This window comes from Ruminococcus sp. HUN007, assembly GCF_000712055.1.
Classification (GTDB): Bacteria; Bacillota; Clostridia; order Oscillospirales; family Ruminococcaceae; genus HUN007.
Genome location: NZ_JOOA01000002.1, coordinates 1,419,588 through 1,440,063, shown reverse-complemented (window position 1 = coordinate 1,440,063; position 20,476 = coordinate 1,419,588). Strand labels below are relative to the sequence as shown.

Here is a 20,476-nt window from a genome sequence, read left to right as displayed (position 1 = left end):
TCGGATTCCTTTGACTGTACCAAGCGGTTAGAGTAGCAAATCAGTTAATTGTATATAAAACAATAAAAGCACTACATTCTCAAACCTAAGAAAAAAAGGCGAGAATTCGGTGCTGTTTAAATTACGCATATATTAGTGTATGATATCTTCAAACACATTTTTCAGCATTGAAATATCACCATGTGCTGCTTGTATTGTTGCAATCATAAGTATATCCGGATCTATATCTGCAAAACTGATATTTCTTTTGGTATTTCTCACGAGAAGGGTGATGAAAAGGCGAAGCGTTCTGCCGTTTCCTTTTATCTGGTCAGCCTTGCAGAACACAGTACCTTTTTTTGAAATATTAACGTTTCTGAACATTCCAGCCCATTCGTAAATATCCTCAAATAGAAACCGGTGTATTGACAGGTAGAAATTCAAATCCGGGTTGTCGAATGACATACTTTGTTCAGCCTGAATTGCACGGAGCAGTGTAATCTGTTTTTCGGCGATATCAAGTTCTTTCTGCTCATGAATGTCCAGTTTGTTTACGAGAACAGTTGTTCCCGGATAGCAGTTGTCTGAGCAGCTATCCATTGAATATACAGCCATTAAGCGTTACGAATCTCTTTGAGAATAGTGTCTTTGAACTGTATGAATGAGATCTCACCGTTCAGACATTTCTTTACGTTTTCTATTTCGGCTGCTGAAAATTTGTAACCTTCCATTTTGATGGAGGCAAGCTGGTTTTCAAATGCCTTATCAGTTGTGATGTTTTCCATTTATATAAACTCCTTTTGGGTTTCTATGTATGCTTAGAAAAAATGTAACAGAGTCCCTGTCGTTATTTCTTATTATAGCAATTAAACGCCGGAATTTCAACAGAGAATTTTTAAAAATATTGAAACCAAAACACCGCATCATCAGCCGGGTATTTCGGCTAGTGATGCGGTGTATGCTTTGAGCCCGCGAATTATAAAAACGCTCTCTTTACAGCTAAAAGATCCATTATATTAAACTGTCCGTCTCCGTTTACGTCATAAGCAGTAAAATCGGATGATCCTGAAAATGCGAGAAGATTCTTTGTGAGACATATTACGTCTGCCATATTAACTACACCGTCTTCGTTTACATCACGGGTAAGATCAGGCTCAGGTTCGGTACCGTAATCATCAGGAAGCGTTTCGAATTTAAGTCTGTATTTTTCGGCATATTTCTGAGCTGTCGAACCGGCAAATCCTGAGATGACTGTCACGTCTTCAGTCCAGAGAAATTTTCTTCTGATTTTACAGTCAGGATTAAGAATGGTCAGTGAACTTGGGCTATCAAAAGCCCACATGCCTATGCTGGTAACTGAAGAAGGAACTGTTATTGATTTTATCTTATCAGAACCATAACCAATTAATGCGTCCTTTGCTATACTCTCTACAGAATTCGGAATAATAACCTCTTCACTGCACAGATTGCAGTTTGCGGCTATAAGTATACCATTTACTATTGCGAACGGATTTTTTTCAGTCATTTGTTTATCCAGCCATGGCGTACCCGAAAATGCAGATGTACCTATACTGGTTAAAGATTCAGGAATTGTTAAGGATTCAAGACTTTCACAGTACCAAAATGCCTGCGCTCCAATACTAATCAGTGAATCAGGAAGATTTATTGATTTGAGATTCGGACAGCCCCAAAATACTTTTTCATCAATTTTGATTACTGAATCGGGGAGGGTTACAGATTCAAGAGCTGAACACTCACGAAATGTCTGGTAATCTATACTTGTTATCGGACCGAAAATTACGACTGATTTCAGATTTGAACACCCATAGAATGCAGATGAATCTATTCTGGTTACTGAATCAGGTATGATCACTGATGTAAGTTTTTCGTTATCTTTAAACGCCTCATGATCTATAGCGGTAACGTAATCAGGAATAACAATATCGCCTTCGCATTGACTTGCATCTACAAGAACACCGTCTTCCACTTATATTGTTCGCTTTTATGCGCAGAAATAAATTAAATATTTACAATATATTTCAGTTAATATGCATAGCTTTATTTTTTAGACATAAAAAACGCCAGGCACATGGTTTTAGTGATTATCCCTTGACAATCTTCCGGCAGCAAAATACAATAAGAATATGAGATTACAGATCATTTGAACCTGGGAAAGGAATGACAAAAAATGAAATATAACAGATCTATGTACACTGGAAGCTACAATGCAGAAGATTTTGTATTCTTCTGGGGACACACTCCTGCTGCAGACGGGAAGATAACAAAAGCGTGCTTCAGCCAGTGGTGGCTTTGTGATTTTAATGATGACGGAATAGATTTCTGCTGTGCGGAACAGTACATGATGTATCACAAGGCACTTGCATTTTCTGACGAAGAATATGCAAAGAAGATACTTGGATCACGCGATCAGAAGGAGATCAAGGGGTTCGGACGAAAGATACGTAATTTTGATGAGGCAGTGTGGAACGATGTAAAATCCGGTATCGTGATAAAGGGGAATATGCTTAAATTCAGTCAGAATCCGAAGCTTAAGGAGTTTCTTATTTCTACCGGAGACAAGATACTTGTCGAAGCAAGTCCGTATGATAAAATATGGGGCATCGGTATGGAAGCCAGTGCAGCCGGAATAACTGATCCGGGCAAATGGAAAGGCGAAAATCTTCTTGGATTTGCACTTATGGAAGTAAGAGATATGCTGAGATAGCACGCCGAAGGCGTACCGATGAAAAGGTGGTGCCTGCGGCACAATAGAAAATTCAGATGCACAGAGCGCATCTGAATTCTGAAAACATTAAGCTTGCGCGTTTAATTGCGGGCAAATTGGAATTCAAACAAAACGAGACCTGCCTTAAGGCAACTTATTGATAGTATCAGGCATCAGCGATGCCTGATACCTTTCTGAACAGAGCAATAAGAGCTATCTGATTCGTAATTAAATCAGATAGCTCTTAATATTTGTTTATTTGAGAAGTTTGATCATTTGAATTAGTTTGTGTGGTTCGCTGCTGGATTCAGACATACGTGAACCAAATTCAACAAATCCATTTTTAGATTTATAAAATTCAAGAAGTTTTTCATTATCCTCTGCTTCCAGAAAAACGGCAAGACCACCGACAATATTCTGAGCTTCTTTAATTTTTTCAACCGCAAGATTCAATAAATCACTGCCATCAATAAGAATATCGACATTTTCAGAGAAGTTTTTTCCTAACTGTGCAATAAGGTAAGCAGCAAGTGTGTAAGAATGAGATTCTTCATCGAATTTACTAACTCTTTCTATTTTCTTACGCATGGTATTGCTTATGCTTGTGTTTACATCGATAGTAATTGTTATCGGTTTAATAGTAAGTGAAAAATAACCGAGCAGCTGTGCACTTTCACCTGATAATACCAGATAAGTTACCGACTGCTTTTTCCTTGTGAATTCTATAGCGTTGTTATGAAGAAATGATTCGACATCTTTATTTAATGTGCAAGTAAAATCGGAGATGATATCTGCTATATCATCTCCGATATTTTCAACATCAAATTCGCTGAGATTTAATATAATGATGTTATCTTTGTTCATGCTTTTTTCCTTTTGCTCAGTAAATCTTTAAGTTCATCAATGGTTTTGATTTCCGTATATTTTATTTCTGAAGTTTCAGAAGAAGGATTTGTGGCTGATTTTTCAATCGCATCTGCAAAAGCTTCTATCTTTTCCTGGCCAGTGATGACAAAGTTATGAGTAATACTTGAAGTTGCCATAATATTTCCTCCTCCTTGTCTTTAGTTTGTTATAAGAATTTAAAAAGATGAATAATCTTTATAAGTATTATACCATGCTGAACAAGAAATGTCAATAATATACTAGTCTAATGCTTCACTGATCCAGCGTATTTACGTATATTTAATCGCGTAATGGTCTTTGTAAGCGATGATGAAAAGGCTGTTGTCGGAACTATCAATCTTGATTACAGAAGCCTGTATCAACATTTTGAATGTGCAACCTATCTTTATAAAACAAAGTGCATTTCAGATATTGAAACAGATTTTCAGAACACACTTTCGAAATGCCGGAAGGTAGATGCGGAATCTATAAAACATGAAAAACTGTTTTACAAACTGCTCGGAAGTATAATCAAGGTGATCGCTCCGCTGATGTAATCATGGTGGTGCCTGCGGCACAATAGAAAAATCAGCCGCACATAGCGTGCGACTGATTTGAAACATTCCATACATCAAGTATAATTCGGATCTTTTTCTTTTATATTGAGTATAATAAACAAAGATACAATGATTAAAACTAAAAACAGTACAGAAGCTTTTATTCTCTTAAATAATATACGGTGTTTCTCGTAAGGAAGATATACGATTTCAGATTTATTATCAGGATTGCATTTTATTGTGATAATATCGTCCTTATTAAGCTCAGGAGAATAACCTGAAAAATGCATAAGAATTTTATCGCCATTGTAATCAACAATAATAAAGCAGTCTGTACCTCGACTGCTCTTAGGCGGCTTAGGCGAGTTATCTATTGATATATCTGAAATCGTTGCCTGATCTTCAGACCAGTAATCATATTTGTGAATATTATCTGTCAGACATATCAGCAAACAAATAATGATTTCTATTTCAATAACCAGTGCAGACATTATTTTGTATTTCGATTTATAATTGCTTTTTCTTATATATGACATTATTGGTGTTTCCGTTGTTTTCTATCATGCCAGTTTCACTGAGCATCTGCATATATCTCCAGGCTGTTGCTTTAAATAGTATAGCATATAATCAGATAATATGCAACGTAACAGTTAACATTTGCTCTGATTTCATAGTGAACATTAACTGATAATTTCGTTTTGAATTATGTTAGTTTCAACTTGATATTTTCTTGTTTTCATGGTAAGATATTATCACAAATTATTAATGAAACATGATAAAAGAAGAGAAAGGAAAAACATTGTTGTTATGAAAAGTAGAATTGAAAAAATCAAGAGTTTATCTGGTTCATGGATGGAGTCATATTTCTTTCCGCCAGCCAGTGAGAGTGAGATATCTGAATATGAGAAAAGCAATAACATTATCATTCCGAAATCATATAAAGAATTTTTGATGCTGACAAATGGTGCAAGGATATTTGGTTCTGATATGTGTTTATACGGAGTTAGTGGAGATATAAATCATTATTTGAATTATGATTTTACAGATGGCTCGGTTCCGGAAGAATTATTGATACTGGGGGATTACAACGATACGCATATATGTTATGATCACCATGATGATATCTATGTTCTTTACAGAGATGAAAAATATGAATGCATAAAAGAAGAATGCGTAATCTTTGATGATTTTTGTGAAGTATTAGATTTTGTCATCGATGTTGTTGATGAGGAAGATGAGTAACAGCACGCCGAAGGCATATTTTTGAGGAGGAAAAAGAAAAGCTTTTCACTGAAGATTATATTATTCTTGGAGAAATTATCGGAGACGGTGAGATGTTATGCTATACAAAGAAAAATCGGGAATATGTCTCATTGTTTGAGGGCAGAGAAAAGCATTTCAATACTTTTTCTGATTGCTTAAATAAGATTATAAGACGAATCAGAAATAAGGTTGGAGAGTATGCAGATCTTTGATAGTTAAGGTTCGAAAAATGTTCGAGCTGTGCGGTTGAATTGGCTGAGGTATAATATTCCAGTGTCAAAAGACATAGCTATTCTGTCAAGCGCACGCTATTAAATTTGGAGTTAACATAGGAATAGAATGATTAAAAAACCATTCATATGCCTGATCGTTATGATATAAAAATTCTATCGCAGCAAGCGAAGAACTACCTTTTGGAGTCCAAGCCATTCCGTTATGCTTCTGACGCTTGGCGACAATAATATCATTTGCTTTTTCTACTGGATTGCTTGAATTTCTGAAATCAAGTTTATCTCTCACTGCATAGCATACAATACATTCTCTTTTTCTTTCAAGATAAGCAATGAGTTCATCCAGCCATTTTTGTTTTTTAACATCGCCCTCAGGAATATTTGAGAGATATGAAATTGCAGATGTAACATCTCCAACCCATAAATAGCGAAGCGTTTTTTCAAGGCAGGAATTTCTTTTATCCTTTCCTTTTATCGACATGCTAAGGTATTCCTGACACCGTTTCTTCAAATGGAACCAATCGAGAACGATGCTATAACTATGAAACGCAAACATTTCATTTATGTTGCTTTTTATGTTTTTAGCACCGTCTGTGAAAAATATGATTTCTTTGCTAAGAAAATCATGTGTTAGCAGAAACGCTAAAAGGATCTTGAAAAGATTACGCATTCCTACGGCTGTGAGTATATATGTTTCATCACCGGTTTGGATATGAGCTACTGTATTTTCGACGTATTTGCCGTCTTTTTCATAGTTTACATCCGACTTGCGTACATCTTTCTGATGTTTCACTCCTACATCATCAACAGATATATAGACACAGTTATCTTTTGATTCCAGGTAAATCTCTTCACTTTTGAACGGTATTTTTTCATCCCTGATATCATTGATTGCATTTATAGTATTTTGTATTTCGCCAAGTCGATTTTCTGCATCTTCATTTGAGTTGTATACCTGAGTAACGCTTTCAGAAAGGGTAACACCTTTTTCGACTAACCCCGTTTCGGCATTAAAACCATACATTTTCAGAACTGATTCTGATTTTCGCATTACTTCGTTTGTGATTTCTTTGCCAATACGAATTGCGTTATCTGATAATGTACGAAGTTTTACAGTTTCATTTTCACTTTTATGATATACGAGATTTAGCATTTCTGCTGCTCTGCGATAACTGAGCTGAGTGCACATTTTAGTTTCTATTATCGTCCAGCCAATGGATTGTATTCGTTCCTTTGGCTGCAACGGAAACAAAACGGAATTTATTATTTGTGCTGAAACTTGACCTAATTCAGTATCAACCTTAGTTAACTTATTTTTGGCGATTTTTTTTATAGGCTTTATCAAGATATTCTTCTGCTATAGCTTCGCCGATTTCATTTCGCGCTGAAAGGAGCGCTTTTTCAAGTTTATCAAAATCCTTGAGAAATCCGGCTTTGGTTTCAAGGTCAAAATCCTCAAGTGACGGCAGCTCGTTGTATGATGTAACTGTTTTTTCGATAACCTGACCGTCAGGATTAACTATACGTGCGATAAATTCTACTTTACTTTTATTTGAAGATGATTCACTCATGGTTGATTCCTACCTTATCTTTTGAAATTATGATATTTATATCATACCATATTTCCGTGACACTTGGTAGATGCTACTGATGAATCAAAAAAAATTCAACCGCACAGCTCGAAAATGTTTAGCGTATGTAAAGTGTAAATGTGGTGCCTGCGGCACAATCAAAATAATCTCCATTCTCATCATTGCTGACTCAGGTTGAATAAACGCAGAAATTATGATATACTAAAGTAACAAACAGATGCGAAACGGAGGAAAATCAGAATGAAGTACCCTGTAGGTGTTCAGAACTTTGAAAAGTTAATAACAGAGCAATATGTGTACGTGGATAAGACAGACCTTGTATACAGACTGGCACAGCAGAATGTTTGTTTTTTGTCAAGACCACGTCGATTTGGTAAATCACTTCTTATAAGTACTCTGGAAGCATATTTTTCAGGAAAGAAAGATCTGTTCAAAGGTCTTAAGATAGATAAACTTGAAAATGACTGGACAGAGTATCCTGTACTCAGATTCGATTTTGCCAGAGGCAATTATAAAAAAGCCGGAGAACTGAATCAGATAATTGAGGAACAGCTTTATGATTATGAAAAACTGTACGGCAGAGATGAAAACTATAAAACACTCAGCGGACGATTCCTTAATTTGATAAAAACGGCAGAGGAAAAGACAGGACGCAAAGTAGTAGTCCTGATCGATGAATATGACAAACCTATGCTTGATGTTCTCGGAAAAGATCTTGAACAGGAAAACAGAGATACTTTAAAAGGCTTTTACGGCACATTCAAAGATGCAGATGCTTATCTTCGTTTTGTTTTTCTTACTGGAGTTACAAAGTTCAGTCAGGTGTCGGTTTTTTCAGGATTTAACCAGCCGGATGACATCAGTATGGACACACGCTATGATGCAATATGCGGTATTACGGAAGAGGAATTGTATTCATATTTTTCTGAACCTATAAAAGAACTTGCGACTAAAAACGAATATACTGAAGATGAAATGAAAAAGGAACTGAAAAAACAGTATGACGGATATCATTTCAGCAGCAACCTTAGTACTGAAGTCTATAATCCCTTCAGTATAATAAATGCATTTAAAAAAATGTTTATCGATGATTACTGGTATAAAACAGGAACACCGACATATCTTGCAGAGCTTCTTGAAGGTCGTAATATCAATATGCAGAAACTGACCGGACAGGCATATGAATCCCGGTATTTTGTAGATTACAGAGCTGATGCCGAGGATCCGCTGGCAATGCTTTATCAGAGCGGATATCTGACGATAAAAGAATATGACAGGCGCCGCAGAGTGTATAAACTTGATTTTCCTAATTCTGAAGTCAGAAAAGGATTTTTAAGTCTTATAGCAAATAGTTATTTTAATAAGCAGTCGGCTGAAAATGACAACTGGATCTTTAAAGTAGATGATATGTTAAGAGAAAGCAATCTTGACGGAGTGCGTGATGCATTTACGTCTTTCCTTTCATCGATACCTTATGAGGCTAACAAGGATGAGAGAGCGAAGGATTTTGAAACGCATTTTTCATATACGTTCTATATAATCTTCAAACTGTTAAGCTGTTACACTACTCTTATAGAAAAGCAGAACAGTAAAGGAAGAGCGGATGTAATAATTGAAACGGACAATGATGTTTTTATCTTTGAATTCAAGCTTGATGGAAGCGCTGAAGAGGCACTTAAGCAGATAGAAGAAAAGCAATATGATCTTCCTTATCTTGATGACACCCGTAAACTTCATAAGATAGGTGTTAATATTTCAAGTGAGAGCAGAACCGTTGAAGAATGGCTTGTTGCTGATTAATTAGTTGAATGACTGCTGAAGTCTGCTTCTAAAAATAAAAAGAGATATCCGATTAGTGAATGAATCGGATATCTTTTTCTTTTTTTGAGGAATTAGTAATGAACAGGAATGTTTATTATAATAGCACGCCGAAGGCGTACCGATGAAAATGTGGTGCCTGCGGCACAATAGAAAAATCTGCACGTTGCGTGCAGATTTAGTGAGTACTTATGATTTTTGAGTGTATCGTATATTTATAACATCACTCTTCAGGAAAAGAGGATTTTTGCCTGAAAACTTTATCGGTTTCAGTCTGCCTTTTCTGACCAGTTCGTTTATATACTGCCTTGAACAATCGAGTATATATCCGGCCTCGGCAGAACTTACGAGGCTGTTCTTAATAGCTGATGTCAGCTCGGAATAATTTATTGGCAGATCTGTCCCTTTACTGTAAAGTGACGGATACAGAATGCACATATCATCACCCCAGCCGAAGCCGTATCCGTCTGTAAGAGGTCTGGCGTTATCCATTTCGGAAGGGTACAGCCGAAACACACCTTCAAGACGTTCGTTATCTCTGGAAAATTCGGATATATTGCATTTTTTAATGCATCCGTCGAGAAAACATACAAGGTACTGGCCGTTGCCGAGGGGTACCGCACCTTTGATGCGTTTATTCATTCGCTCCTGTATATCAGCCGGAAGTTCGCCGAAGTCTATTTCGTCAATATAGTGATCATCCTGAGCACAGCGGCCGTTTCCAAGTATTAAAAGTTCATATTCATCATATGTTTTTAAACCGTTGTCGCGAAGTATCTGACCTAAATTCTGTCTGTCAGTCGGGACAATACGCTGCTTTACCCACTCTTTGCTGTGAAACGGATCGATCGTAGTTATATTTCTTTTTAGAAAAGAAGCGATAAGAAGAGGTGTTTTCCATTCATCAGCATCCTGGGTTATCTCGATAGCAAATTGTTTTTCTGCTTTTGAATAGATAAGATATGATGCCACTTCGGAGTAGTTATCATTTCTTATTGCGTATATTTTCATAATAGCACCACCTGTTCCATATCATTTCCCATATTTTTTCTGATAATTGTTTCGGTATTATTTCATCCAGTCCGTCCATGATTTTATCTTTGTCAGATTCTTTTAGAGGTGTCAGGGCGGGGAAAGCGTTTTTCGGGATAAGTTTAAGATTTTCAAGTGCCGAATGAGAACCCACAAAACACTGAACCGGTCTGTCGGCCATAACATCATATTCAGAGTACATTTTTTCATCACGGCAAAGCGAAAGCAGTGAAAGTCCGTGATCGAACAAAGGAGCAAGCCGTATTGTTTTTCTTTTCGTATCACGCAAAACTTCAATATTCGCTCCGTGTCTGTCACGATTGAGTATAAGAAAGTCAAAGACAAGCATTTCGTAAATGTATTTCTCCCATCCGTTTCGTATGCAGAATTCAAGCGGACTTTCGTTTTTAGCTTTTTCCATATCGTAGAATGCATCCAGCGCTATCTTTGATTCGTTTTTGTTTCTGAAGTTTTCAGACATGCATATATAAGTTTTGAGCGGCTTGCCGTCAACTAAGATCTCAGCATTGACAAGAAATGAACTTTCTCTGCATCTTCAAAGGCGACTGCCGGGAGGACAGCATAAGAAATGTTCGCAGGATCATCCCGTATATCGGTAACTACGACATGATCAAGATAGGAGAAAGCCTCCTCAGCAAGCTCGAAAGCATGACCGAAGAGGCTTATAACGAGATCAGTTTTGATCCAACCTTTGAGGAATAATCCTCACGCCCTGTTTCAGGGCGGATACATATGTGAAGTTATTATTCGCAGTCTCTTTCTTCAATTAAACGTCTTTGAGACTGAATATAATCCTGTAATTCCTCGACAGTAGGCAGATTATAAAGATATTTTGATGTGAATATCTGCTTGTTGTCACTTAATACAGAATATTTCGCTATCGTTTCATTAGGCTCAGAACATAGTATAATACCAAGAGTAGGATTATCATCTTCATTTTTCTGCAAAGCATCGAACATTCGGATATAGCTGTCCATTTGCCCGACATCCTGATGCGTTAGTTTCCCGATTTTCAAATCAATAAGTACATAACATTTGAGTATACTATGATAAAAGACGAGATCAAGGTAGAAATCATCATCGTCGAAGCGCATCAGTTTTTGCCTTGCAACAAAGCAGAATCCTCTACCGAGTTCAAGCAGAAAATTCTGCAAATTGTCAATAAGGGCCTGTTCAAGCTCTGTTTCCCTCAATTCGGGATAATTTTTTAAATTCAAAAATTCAAGAACATACGGGTCTTTTATAAACTGCTCTGGTGCAAGCTTTGACATATTTGCATTTGCTTCTGCGATAACGCCGTCTTTGCTCTGACTACCAAGAAGCCGTTCATAATAAAGAGTGTTTATCTGTCTTTCAAGCTGTCTGCTTGACCATTGTCCTTTAATCGCCTCTTCAATATACCAGTTTCTGGCGCTTTCATTATTGACTTTTAATAAAGAACGATAGTGTGTCCATGTCAATTGCGAACGCAGTGCGTTCGCAATTGGAAATAACGTGTAAAACTTCTTCATCTGCTGTAATGTTCTTACTGAAAAACCTTTTCCAAACTCTGCAGTTAGCTTGTCAGAAAGTTTTTGAAGCACATTTTTTCCGTATTCTGAGCGTAATTCACCGTTCTGTTCTTCTTCTATTATGATCTTACCGATTTGCCAGTAGGCCTGCAGCATTGACTGGCTAACAGCTATATATGCTTGTTTTCGCTTTTCATTAAGTACATTTGAAATATCAATATATAGCTTATTAGCATAATTTTCTTCGAGATTTTCATGTACTGTTATTTTTTTACTCATCCAAATTTACTCCTAATATTCCAGAAATGAAGTGATTTCGGCATTTATGATGATACGACTAATAATTAATAATGTCACTCATGTTTATGATATAGCTCCGTTTGAATAATATACATATTATACCATACAGGAGCTTCTTTTTCAAGAGATACTCCCTTATTTTTATAAATGAAGCTTGCCATATGTCATTGCAATATTTCATTAAAACTTCTTATTGCCATTGCACGAGGAGTTCATATTAAATGAAATAAAAATATCAGAAAGCTATTGACTTTAGCGCTTTAATGTGATACTATGTGAAAGGAGAAGAAAAATGCCTGGAAAACTTCAAAACGTACAGGAGCTTATGGAAGAACGTATTTCTTTACTCTGGAAGAACCCGGAGGATTATGTTTCTTTCCTTGAAACAGCTTCAAGACTGTACAAGTACAGTTTCAAAGACCAGATCCTTATTCATGCACAGCGTCCTGATGCCATAGCATGTGCGGAGTATGATACCTGGGGACGTGAAGATATTACGAACAGGTATATCAAGCGTGGCAGTAAGGGTATCGCTCTTATCAAAGAGGAAAACGGCAGAGCAAAGCTCAGATATGTATTTGATTTTGCTGATACCGCGGCGAAGGATGAACGTTCGAGGACGCCTTTTTTCTGGAAGGTAACGCATGAGAATGAAGATGCAGTTATAAAGAGGCTTTCACCAGCTGCGGATTATATTGGTGAAGCTGTCAGAGTGAAGACTGATGAACTGGTAAGGCTTCATTCGGAGGAATATCTCTCCGGCCTGCTTGAAGAGAAGGATAATACTTTTCTTGCCGGACTTGATGATATGAGCATACGGTTCCTTCAATCTTTACGATGACATCAGAAGCAAGCTTGTGGCAAACGGCGTTCCGAAGGAAGAGGTCGTTTTCATTCACGAAGCCGACAGTGAAACAAAGAAGAAGGAACTTTTCTCGAAAATACGCAAGGGACAGGTCAGAGTGCTTATCGGCTCAACTGCGAAATGCGGTGCCGGTACAAACATTCAGGACAAGCTTATCGCATTGCATCATCTGGATTGCCCCTGGAGACCAAGTGATCTTGCCCAGCGCGAAGGAAGAATCATACGTCAGGGCAATGAAAACAGCAAGGTTGAGGTGTTCAGATATATGACTGAATCAACATTTGATGCTTACCTGTATCAGACAATCGAAAACAAGCAGCGTTTCATTTCGCAGATAATGTCAAGCAAATCGCCTGTCCGTTCATGTGAGGACGTTGATGAAGCAACTCTTTCCTATGCGGAAGTAAAGGCTCTCTGTGCCGGTAATCCGCTTATAAAGGAAAAGATGGATCTTGATGTGGCGGTGACAAAACTGAAAGTATCCAAGGCGAACCACACATCACAGCAGTACAACCTTGAAGACAGTGTGCGAAAGCATTTCCCGGAAAGGATAGCAAAGACAGAACAGCGTATCACAGGCCTTGAACACGATCTTGCCCATATGAAAGCACAGCCTGTGGTATCAGAAGGCATATCCCCGATGACAGTCATGAACATGACGTATACCGACAAGGAAGATGCCGGCAAAGCTCTTCTGCTCGCCTGCAAAAGTGTCAAGGCAAAGGAAAGCATTGATATCGGTTCATATAAAGGATTCGATATGTCGCTCAGATACGACAGCTTTACGCAGGAATTCCACCTTGATCTCCAGCGTGAAATGACCTATACCGTCACCCTCGGCACTTCCGAAACCGGCAATATCCTTCGTATCGACAATGCTCTTGACAGCATTGAAAAGCGTCTTGAAAACAGCAGGGAACAGCTTGCTACGCTGAATGAGCAGCTTGAAACAGCAAAGTCAGAACTCGGCAAACCTTTTCCTCAGGAGGATGAACTTCAGGAGAAGCTTGCAAGGCTGGCGGAGCTTAACGCTATCCTCGATATTGACGGAAACGGTGTCGAAAATGCTGATATAGCTGCGGAGAAAAAGGCGGTGGTCAATGATAAAGCCAGTGACCGTAAGCCTTCGATACTGGACAGGATAAAGGATATCAAGGAATGTCAGGCAAAGAAGTCTGAACTCAGCACAGTAAAAAGCAAAACCAATGAGATAAGTTAAGAAATGCTCCTCTTGTCGTTACTGACAGGAGGAGCTTATTTTTGTATGAGGTGAAGTATGAATTTATTTGAAACTGTAAAAGAAAATGTTACGCTCAGACAGGCGGCAGAAAACTACGGATTTGATATCAGCAGGAGCGATATGATCTGCTGTCCGTTTCACAATGACGATTCCCCGTCCATGAAGCTCTATGATGATCACTTTTACTGCTTCGGCTGCGGTGAACACGGTGATGTCATTGACTTTACCGGTAAACTGTTTTCATTATCACCAAAGGAAGCGGCTGAACGTCTGACTCAGGACTTTGGTATATGTTATGACAGTGATGAACATACAGATACGTCGAAATACAGGAAGGACAGTATTCTGCGTAGAATTAAAGCTTCACAGGAGAAGGAGAAAGAAAACCATGTTTATAATGTTCTCAGTTCGTATTTTCGTCTCCTTCAGGAATGGAAACGTGATTATGCTCCTGCTTCTCCTGATGATATTGTTGATCCGAGGTTTACCGAAGCGCTTACGAAATCAGCGTATATTGAACATTTGCTGGACAGGATGATGGCTGGGAGCAAGGAGAAAGGTATTGCTGATGGTGAGATTGTGAGGATTGAAAAGGTAGTTAAGAGACATGAGGGGAATTTTGTTACTGAAATTCAGAAATAACGTAAAAAGGACGGTTCAAGGCCAATATCATTAAGCTAAGAAAAGAAACCCACACCTTTCTAATGTGAGTTCCTTTTCTTATATTGGCCGCAGGCGTACCGATGAACAGGTGGTGCCTCCGGCACAATTAAAAAAGGTCTCTGCACGTTCATTACGTGCAGGGACCTTTAGAAATATCTAACCCTTGCGGTTTTTAGGTAAGCAAATTATTCGATGATCACTATTACATTGTTCTCAGGTTGTTTTGTAAGTACAAGTTCCCATGTGTTCCTGTCCACATAGCCTTCTGCACCATCAGCAAATCTGAATGTATATGAAGCCTGACCCCACTTGAAGTTGCTTACTGTGAGAACATCTTCAGAATCATTTACTGAGATAAGAAGATTTGAACCCCACTGATCTGATACAGTGACCGCATCTGAATTAATGTCCTTAAGATCAACAAAGCTGTGGTCGCTGCCCCATTCATTTATCATATCTTCACCGTAGCCTCTGCCGAAGATGTATGTATCTTCTCCGCCGAAGCCGTTGAGACTGTCGTTGCCGAGACCACCGTCGATGATATCATTTATCTCAGTACCGTTAAGATAATTGTTTTCATCGGTTCCGGTAATAAGGCTGTTATGTACCGGCATATCATGCTGACCGATAACTGTACCGTTTTCGAATTCAAAATTAAAGTCTCTGTTGCTGTTGAAGTCAAAGAATCTTGTTACAGTAAGTGTATCTTCAGAATTTTTGAATTTAATAATAAGATCGTTTTGAGCATTTCGTGTAGTTACCATCTGATCTGCTGAATAATCATAGATCTTAACTGTATTGTTTCCGGAAGATTCACTTATAACGTCATTGCCGTATCCGCTTCTGAAGATGTATGTATCATCGCCGTGATCACCCTGAAGATAGTCATCACCTTTACCGCCGTCAAGAACGTCGTTTCCGCCGCCGCCGTAAAGCTGATCTCTGCCTGAACCACTTTTAAAATGATTATCACCATCATCGCCGTACTGCACGACATCCACATATGGATCATCATCCTGATTTTTCGTAAATGTGCCGGTGATCTCGATGTTTTGTGCAGGCATAGTTGTGTAGGAAGTCTGCCAGCCGCTGAACGTATAGCCCTCACGGCTCGGCTCATCAGGCAGAGAAATCGCATTACCGTAGCTTTCGGTCTTTGTATCATAAACCTCGCCGTCTACCATGTATGTGATTATGTAATCCCGTGCTGTACTGTCAAACTGTGCTGTGTAGGTCACATCACCTGAAACAGAAGGCAGCTCATCGGGAGCATAAGTGTTTGTGCCGTCGCTCCAGCCGATGAATGAGTAAGTATATTCTGCTGTAGCATCCTTGGCAGGTGTTGTGCCGTTGTATTCAGGAGCTGCACCGCCGGGAACAAAATTGTCAGTTTCAAGTATTTCATCACCGTTTTTCCAGGTGATCGTGTAAGAGTCAGCAATTGTTACTTCAACCGTCTGCGGTGCAAAGTAATAATCATCTTCATCTACCTTATAATATACGATGTAAGTTCCTGCATCCGTTCCCTTTGGAATATCCTTGGAATAGTTTGTACCGTCAATGCTGTAAAGCAACGTGCCAAAGTCCGTAGAACCTGCTGTTACAAGCTCCTGCTCATTACTGTTGTATGAAAGAGTATTCGCTGTCGGGGCAGTAACGGCAGACATCCCCTTAAATGTGACGTTTACACTGTCGCCGAACTTTGTCTTGTAATCGTCAAGATACTTCGCAGGAACATGGCAGACGGTGGTGTGTTTCGGCACCATTATGAAATCGTCACAGTTTATTTCATTCCATGTCAGCTTCGCAGGATCAGCATAGCAGTAAACATCTGTGATACCATTGCAATTATAGAATACATCATTGCTAATTCTTTCAACGCTGTCAGGTATGGTTATTGATGTAAGGCTTGTGCAGTTACGGAACGCACCTTTTTCAATGCTTGTAACGCTGTCAGGAATTGATATTGATGTAAGGCCTGTACAGCTATCGAACGCATCATATTCAATTCTTTTAACGTTGTCAGGTATGGTTATTGATGTAAGGCTTTCGCAGTAAGCGAAAGCAAATCTGCCAATGCTTGAAACGTTGTCAGGAATCGATATTGATGTAAGACTTGTGCAGGTATGGAACGCACCTTTTTCAATCCTTGTAAAGCTGCCAGGAATCGATATCGATGTAAGGCCTGTGCATTCACGGAACACATAAATGCCAGTGCTTGTAACGCTGTCAGGAATCGAGATTGATGTAAGGCCTGTACAGCTATCGAACGCATAATCGCCAATGCTTGAAACGCTGTCAGGAATCGATATTGATGTAAGGCTTGTGCAGTTACTGAATGCCGAATTTCCTATGCTTGTAACGCTGTCAGGAATCGAGATTGATGTAAGACTTGTGCATTTCCTGAATGTCGAATTTCCTATGCTTGTAACACTGTCAGGAATCGATATTGATGTAAGACTTATGCAGTTACTGAATGCCGAATTTCCTATGCTTGAAACGCTGTCAGGAATCGAGATTGATGTAAGACTTGTGCAGTTACTGAATGCCGAATTTCCTATGCTTGTAACACTGTCAGGAATCGATATTGATGTAAGGCTTGTGCAGTTACTGAATGCCGAATTTCCTATGCTTGTAACGCTGTCAGGAATCGAGATTGATGTAAGTCCTAAGCAGACTAGGAACGCATTTTTGCCGATATAGGTGATGCCTTTATCGATCTCAACAGAAGTTATATACCTCTGATATTTTGTCCACGGGTTATCAGTAATAGAAGCGTAATCATCCATCGCCCCTGTACCGGAGATAGTCAGTTTGCCGGTGCTTGGGTCAAGTTCCCATGTTGCGTTCTCTCCGCATTTACCAGTGATTACCCTTGCTGTACTGTTGAACTGTGCTGTGTAGGTCACATCACCTGAAACAGAAGGAAGCTCATCGGGAGCATAAGTGTTTGTGCCGTCGCTCCATCCGATGAATGAGTAAGTGTATTCTGCTGTCGCATCCTTCGCAGGCGTTGTGCTGTTGTATTCAGGAGCTGCACCGCCGGGAACAAAATTGTCAGTTTCAAGTATTTCATCACCGTTTTTCCAGGTGATCGTGTAAGAGTCAGCAATCGTTACTTCAACCGTCTGCGGTGCAAAGTAATAATCATCTTCATCTACCTTATAATATACGATGTAAGTTCCTGCATCCGTTCCCTTTGGAATATCCTTGGAATAGTTTGTACCGTCAATGCTGTAAAGCAACGTGCCAAAGTCCGTAGAACCTGCTGTTACAAGCTCCTGCTCATTACTGTTGTATGAAAGAGTATTCGCTGTCGGGGCAGTAACGGCAGGTGCAGGTATTCCCTTAAAGTTGACGTTTACATTGTCGCCAAACTTTGTATTATAACCGGCAAGATACTTCGCAGGAACATGGCAGACGGTGGTATGTTTCGGCGTCATTATGAAATCGTCACAGTTGCAATCATTCCATGTCAGCTTCGCAGGATCAGCATAGCAGTAAACATCTGTGATACTCTTGCAACCATGGAACGCATCTATGCCAATACTTGTAACACTGTCAGGTATAGTTATTGATGTAAGGCCTTTGCAGTCACGGAACGCATAATCATCAATGCTTGTAATGCTGTCAGAAATCGATATTGATGTAAGACCTGTACATGCAGCGAAAGCACTATCGCCAATGCTTGTAACACTGTCAGGAATCGTTATTGATGTAAGACCTGTACAGTAAGCGAACGCATTACTGCCAATGCTTGTAACGCTGCCAGGTATCGTTATTGATGAAAGGCTTGTGCATACAGCAAACGCACCTCCGTCAATGTTTGTAATGCTGTCAGGTATAGTTATTGATGAAAGGCTTTCGCATAAAGCGAACGTCTGAACTCCAATACTTTTAACACTGTCAGGTATAGTTATTGATGAAAGGCTTTTGCAGTTATAGAACGCATTATTGCCAATGCTTGTAACGTTGTCAGGTATAGTTATTGATGTAAGGTTTTCGCAGTAAGCGAACGTATTATTGCCAATGCTTGTAATGCTGTCAGGTAACGTTACTGATGTAAGGCTTGTGCATATCTCGAACGCATAATCGCCAATGCTTGAAACGCTGTCAGGAATTGTTACTGATGAAAGGCTTTTGCAGTTATCGAACGCATAATCGCCAATGCTTGAAACGCTGTCAGGAATCGATATTGATGTAAGTCCTAAGCAGACTAGGAACGCTTTTTTGCCGATATAGGTGATGCCTTTATCGATCTCAACAGAAGTTATATAACTCTGATATTTTATCCACGGGTTATCACTAAAAGAATCGTAATCATCCATCGCCCCTGTACCGGAGATAGTCAGTTTGCCGGTGCTTGGGTCAAGTTCCCATGTTGCGTTCTCTCCGCATGTGCCCGTGATTATCCTTGCTGTACTGTCAAACTGTGCCGTGTAGATCACATCACTAGAAACAGAAGGCAGCTCATCGGGAGCATAAGTGTTCGTGCCGTCGCTCCAGCCGATGAATGAGTAAGTGTATTGTGCTGTAGCATCCTTTGCAGGTGTTTCGCCATTGTATTCAGGAGCTGCACCACCGGGAACATAATTGTCGGTTTCAAGTATTTCATCACCGTTTTTCCAGGTGATCGTGTAAGAGTCAGCAATCGTTACTTCAACCGTCTGCGGTGGAAAGTAATAATCATCTTCATCTATCTTATAATATACGGTATAAGTTCCTGCATCTGTTTTCTTCGGAATATCTGTACTGTAATTTTCACCGTCAAGGCTATAAAGCAGTGTACCAAAGTCCGTAGAACCTGCAGACACAAGCTCATGCTCATTACTGTTGTAGGAAAGAGTATTCGCTGTCGGGGCAGTAACGGCAGACATCCCCTTAAATGTGACGTTTACACTGTCGCCAAACTTTGTCTTATAACCGGCAAGATACTTCGCAGGAACATGGCAGACGGTGGTATGTTCCTGCGAAGTTATGAAATCGTCACAGTTGCCATCATTCCATGTCAGCTTCGCAGGATCAGCATAGCAGTAAACATCTGTGATACTCTTACAACCACGGAACGCATTTATGCCAATACTTGTAACACTGTCAGGAATCGATATTGATGTAAGGCTAGTGCAGTCAAAGAACGCATAATCGCCAATGCTTGAAACGCTGTCAGGAATCGTTATTGATGTAAGGTTTTCGCATAAAGAGAATGTATTATTGCCAATGCTTGTAACGCTGTCAGGAATCGATATTGATGTAAGGCCTGTGCAGTCATAGAACGCATAATCGCCAATGCTTGAAACGCTGTCAGGAATCGTTATTGATGTAAGGTAGTTGCAGGATTCAAACGCATAATCGCCGATAGAAGTGATACCATTCTCAATTTCAACAGATTCTATATCGCTAAATGAAAAAAGTTTACGCCACCGTAAATCCTCATTATAGACATAATCATACATATTCCCTGTGCCGGAGATAGTCAGCTTGTGGGTAATGAGGTCATGTACCCATGTTGCGTTCTCTCCGCATGTGCCTTTGACTATAGATGGATCATAATCAGGATCGAATATTAGCCTTGCCTTAACAGGCATAACCCCGAACAGGTCATCAACGGGTTTGATTGGTATACTACCAGACTCAATCGACAGAGCCAGCACCAACGCAAGACTTTTCCTTCCAAATCTTTTTTTCATTAAAATCCTCCTTTGCGAACAAAAGCGCACTCCACAGGATATAATTATCCCGTAGAGTACGCTTTTAATTCAGTATAAAATTGTGAAAAGGGCACAGTTATGCTGCCA

General features: G+C 39.3%; 20 protein-coding genes. 8 read left to right on the top strand and 12 right to left on the bottom strand.

Annotated elements, in window-relative coordinates:
• Positions 1-132 precede the first annotated feature (132 nt).
• The 3 genes from CC97_RS18865 to CC97_RS10465 form a co-directional block, all read right to left on the bottom strand.
• Positions 133-594 (bottom strand): hypothetical protein, encoded by a 462-nt coding sequence (locus CC97_RS18865; protein WP_049962830.1) that lies wholly within the window; start codon positions 592-594, stop codon positions 133-135.
• Positions 594-764 carry an antitoxin VbhA family protein gene (locus CC97_RS20185; RefSeq protein WP_156036880.1) on the bottom strand — a complete coding sequence of 57 codons (171 nt, stop codon included), beginning with the start codon at positions 762-764 and terminating at the stop codon, positions 594-596. Before CC97_RS20185 ends, CC97_RS18865 begins: the two co-directional genes overlap by 1 nt.
• Before the next feature lie 191 nt (positions 765-955).
• Positions 956-1,966: a leucine-rich repeat protein gene (locus tag CC97_RS10465; RefSeq protein WP_049962829.1), complete on the bottom strand. Its 1,011-nt coding sequence runs from the start codon at positions 1,964-1,966 to the stop codon at positions 956-958.
• A 201-nt stretch (positions 1,967-2,167) separates the two neighbouring features.
• Between CC97_RS10465 and CC97_RS10460 the strand changes: the two genes are divergently transcribed.
• The gene (locus CC97_RS10460; protein ID WP_044974929.1) at positions 2,168-2,704 is read left to right on the top strand and encodes an NADAR family protein; all 537 of its coding nucleotides are present in this window, start codon (positions 2,168-2,170) and stop codon (positions 2,702-2,704) included.
• A gap of 255 nt (positions 2,705-2,959) precedes the next feature.
• Here the strand turns inward: CC97_RS10460 and CC97_RS10455 are convergent, their stop codons facing one another.
• A complete protein-coding gene (locus CC97_RS10455) occupies positions 2,960-3,568 on the bottom strand; it encodes a hypothetical protein (RefSeq protein WP_044974928.1) in 609 nt (202 codons plus the stop codon).
• Positions 3,565-3,747, bottom strand: a complete 183-nt coding sequence (locus CC97_RS10450) for a hypothetical protein (protein WP_044974927.1) — start codon at positions 3,745-3,747, stop codon at positions 3,565-3,567. Before CC97_RS10450 ends, CC97_RS10455 begins: the two co-directional genes overlap by 4 nt.
• Before the next feature lie 153 nt (positions 3,748-3,900).
• On the opposite strand from CC97_RS10450, the gene CC97_RS10445 reads away from it, so the two are divergent.
• A complete protein-coding gene (locus tag CC97_RS10445; RefSeq protein ID WP_044974926.1) occupies positions 3,901-4,146 on the top strand; it encodes a hypothetical protein in 246 nt (81 codons plus the stop codon).
• Between the two features lie 74 nt (positions 4,147-4,220).
• On the opposite strand, the gene CC97_RS10440 is transcribed toward CC97_RS10445, so the two are convergent.
• Entirely contained in the window at positions 4,221-4,682 is a 462-nt protein-coding gene (locus CC97_RS10440; protein ID WP_044974925.1) for a hypothetical protein, read from the bottom strand.
• Positions 4,683-4,953: 271 nt separating this feature from the next.
• Between CC97_RS10440 and CC97_RS10435 the strand changes: the two genes are divergently transcribed.
• Positions 4,954-5,388, top strand: coding sequence for an SMI1/KNR4 family protein (locus CC97_RS10435; protein ID WP_044974924.1), 435 nt, complete (start codon positions 4,954-4,956; stop codon positions 5,386-5,388).
• Between the two features lie 318 nt (positions 5,389-5,706).
• Here CC97_RS10435 and CC97_RS10430 read toward each other — a convergent pair whose 3' ends face one another.
• The gene (locus tag CC97_RS10430; protein ID WP_044974923.1) at positions 5,707-6,984 is read right to left on the bottom strand and encodes a hypothetical protein; all 1,278 of its coding nucleotides are present in this window, start codon (positions 6,982-6,984) and stop codon (positions 5,707-5,709) included.
• Positions 6,950-7,210 (bottom strand): hypothetical protein, encoded by a 261-nt coding sequence (locus CC97_RS10425; RefSeq protein WP_044973949.1) that lies wholly within the window; start codon positions 7,208-7,210, stop codon positions 6,950-6,952. The genes CC97_RS10430 and CC97_RS10425 overlap by 35 nt, the downstream gene beginning before the upstream one ends.
• A 261-nt stretch (positions 7,211-7,471) precedes the next feature.
• On the opposite strand from CC97_RS10425, the gene CC97_RS10420 reads away from it, so the two are divergent.
• Complete coding sequence (locus CC97_RS10420) at positions 7,472-9,031, top strand: ATP-binding protein (RefSeq protein WP_044974922.1); 1,560 nt, start codon at positions 7,472-7,474, stop codon at positions 9,029-9,031.
• Between the two features lie 207 nt (positions 9,032-9,238).
• On the opposite strand, the gene CC97_RS18860 is transcribed toward CC97_RS10420, so the two are convergent.
• Both CC97_RS18860 and CC97_RS10410 read right to left on the bottom strand, forming a co-directional pair.
• Positions 9,239-10,060, bottom strand: a complete 822-nt coding sequence (locus CC97_RS18860; RefSeq protein WP_049962828.1) for a helix-turn-helix domain-containing protein — start codon at positions 10,058-10,060, stop codon at positions 9,239-9,241.
• On the bottom strand, positions 10,035-10,562 hold the full coding sequence (locus CC97_RS10410) for a hypothetical protein (protein ID WP_049962827.1): 528 nt from the start codon (positions 10,560-10,562) through the stop codon (positions 10,035-10,037). Before CC97_RS10410 ends, CC97_RS18860 begins: the two co-directional genes overlap by 26 nt.
• Positions 10,563-10,618: 56 nt before the next feature.
• On the opposite strand from CC97_RS10410, the gene CC97_RS10405 reads away from it, so the two are divergent.
• On the top strand, positions 10,619-10,804 hold the full coding sequence (locus CC97_RS10405) for a transposon-transfer assisting family protein (protein ID WP_044974921.1): 186 nt from the start codon (positions 10,619-10,621) through the stop codon (positions 10,802-10,804).
• A gap of 41 nt (positions 10,805-10,845) precedes the next feature.
• On the opposite strand, the gene CC97_RS10400 is transcribed toward CC97_RS10405, so the two are convergent.
• Complete coding sequence (locus CC97_RS10400; protein ID WP_044974920.1) at positions 10,846-11,892, bottom strand: PDDEXK nuclease domain-containing protein; 1,047 nt, start codon at positions 11,890-11,892, stop codon at positions 10,846-10,848.
• Between the two features lie 313 nt (positions 11,893-12,205).
• On the opposite strand from CC97_RS10400, the gene CC97_RS10395 reads away from it, so the two are divergent.
• Genes CC97_RS10395 through CC97_RS10385 form a run of 3 tightly spaced genes read left to right on the top strand, consistent with a single transcriptional unit; the run spans position 12,206 to position 14,660 of the window.
• The gene (locus CC97_RS10395) at positions 12,206-12,754 is read left to right on the top strand and encodes a hypothetical protein (RefSeq protein ID WP_044974919.1); all 549 of its coding nucleotides are present in this window, start codon (positions 12,206-12,208) and stop codon (positions 12,752-12,754) included.
• Between the two features lie 16 nt (positions 12,755-12,770).
• Positions 12,771-13,997: a helicase C-terminal domain-containing protein gene (locus CC97_RS10390; RefSeq protein ID WP_049962826.1), complete on the top strand. Its 1,227-nt coding sequence runs from the start codon at positions 12,771-12,773 to the stop codon at positions 13,995-13,997.
• A 57-nt stretch (positions 13,998-14,054) separates the two neighbouring features.
• A complete protein-coding gene (locus CC97_RS10385; protein WP_044974918.1) occupies positions 14,055-14,660 on the top strand; it encodes a CHC2 zinc finger domain-containing protein in 606 nt (201 codons plus the stop codon).
• A gap of 206 nt (positions 14,661-14,866) precedes the next feature.
• Here the strand turns inward: CC97_RS10385 and CC97_RS21020 are convergent, their stop codons facing one another.
• Positions 14,867-20,368 carry a leucine-rich repeat protein gene (locus CC97_RS21020; protein WP_049962825.1) on the bottom strand — a complete coding sequence of 1,834 codons (5,502 nt, stop codon included), beginning with the start codon at positions 20,366-20,368 and terminating at the stop codon, positions 14,867-14,869.
• Positions 20,369-20,476 lie beyond the last annotated feature (108 nt).

What these genes read in the sequence shown, in the direction of transcription:
- CC97_RS18865 (WP_049962830.1), bottom strand. Translation starts at nt 594, where the DNA reads ATGGCTGTATATTCAATGGATAGCTGCTCAGACAACTGCTATCCGGGA.
- CC97_RS20185 (WP_156036880.1), bottom strand. Translation starts at nt 764, where the DNA reads ATGGAAAACATCACAACTGATAAGGCATTTGAAAACCAGCTTGCCTCC.
- CC97_RS10460 (WP_044974929.1), top strand. Translation starts at nt 2,168, where the DNA reads ATGAAATATAACAGATCTATGTACACTGGAAGCTACAATGCAGAAGAT.
- CC97_RS10455 (WP_044974928.1), bottom strand. Translation starts at nt 3,568, where the DNA reads ATGAACAAAGATAACATCATTATATTAAATCTCAGCGAATTTGATGTT.
- CC97_RS10450 (WP_044974927.1), bottom strand. Translation starts at nt 3,747, where the DNA reads ATGGCAACTTCAAGTATTACTCATAACTTTGTCATCACTGGCCAGGAA.
- CC97_RS10445 (WP_044974926.1), top strand. Translation starts at nt 3,901, where the DNA reads ATGGTCTTTGTAAGCGATGATGAAAAGGCTGTTGTCGGAACTATCAAT.
- CC97_RS10440 (WP_044974925.1), bottom strand. Translation starts at nt 4,682, where the DNA reads ATGTCATATATAAGAAAAAGCAATTATAAATCGAAATACAAAATAATG.
- CC97_RS10435 (WP_044974924.1), top strand. Translation starts at nt 4,954, where the DNA reads ATGAAAAGTAGAATTGAAAAAATCAAGAGTTTATCTGGTTCATGGATG.
- CC97_RS10425 (WP_044973949.1), bottom strand. Translation starts at nt 7,210, where the DNA reads ATGAGTGAATCATCTTCAAATAAAAGTAAAGTAGAATTTATCGCACGT.
- CC97_RS10420 (WP_044974922.1), top strand. Translation starts at nt 7,472, where the DNA reads ATGAAGTACCCTGTAGGTGTTCAGAACTTTGAAAAGTTAATAACAGAG.
- CC97_RS18860 (WP_049962828.1), bottom strand. Translation starts at nt 10,060, where the DNA reads ATGAAAATATACGCAATAAGAAATGATAACTACTCCGAAGTGGCATCA.
- CC97_RS10410 (WP_049962827.1), bottom strand. Translation starts at nt 10,562, where the DNA reads ATGTCTGAAAACTTCAGAAACAAAAACGAATCAAAGATAGCGCTGGAT.
- CC97_RS10405 (WP_044974921.1), top strand. Translation starts at nt 10,619, where the DNA reads ATGAACTTTCTCTGCATCTTCAAAGGCGACTGCCGGGAGGACAGCATA.
- CC97_RS10400 (WP_044974920.1), bottom strand. Translation starts at nt 11,892, where the DNA reads ATGAGTAAAAAAATAACAGTACATGAAAATCTCGAAGAAAATTATGCT.
- CC97_RS10395 (WP_044974919.1), top strand. Translation starts at nt 12,206, where the DNA reads ATGCCTGGAAAACTTCAAAACGTACAGGAGCTTATGGAAGAACGTATT.
- CC97_RS10385 (WP_044974918.1), top strand. Translation starts at nt 14,055, where the DNA reads ATGAATTTATTTGAAACTGTAAAAGAAAATGTTACGCTCAGACAGGCG.
- CC97_RS21020 (WP_049962825.1), bottom strand. Translation starts at nt 20,368, where the DNA reads ATGAAAAAAAGATTTGGAAGGAAAAGTCTTGCGTTGGTGCTGGCTCTG.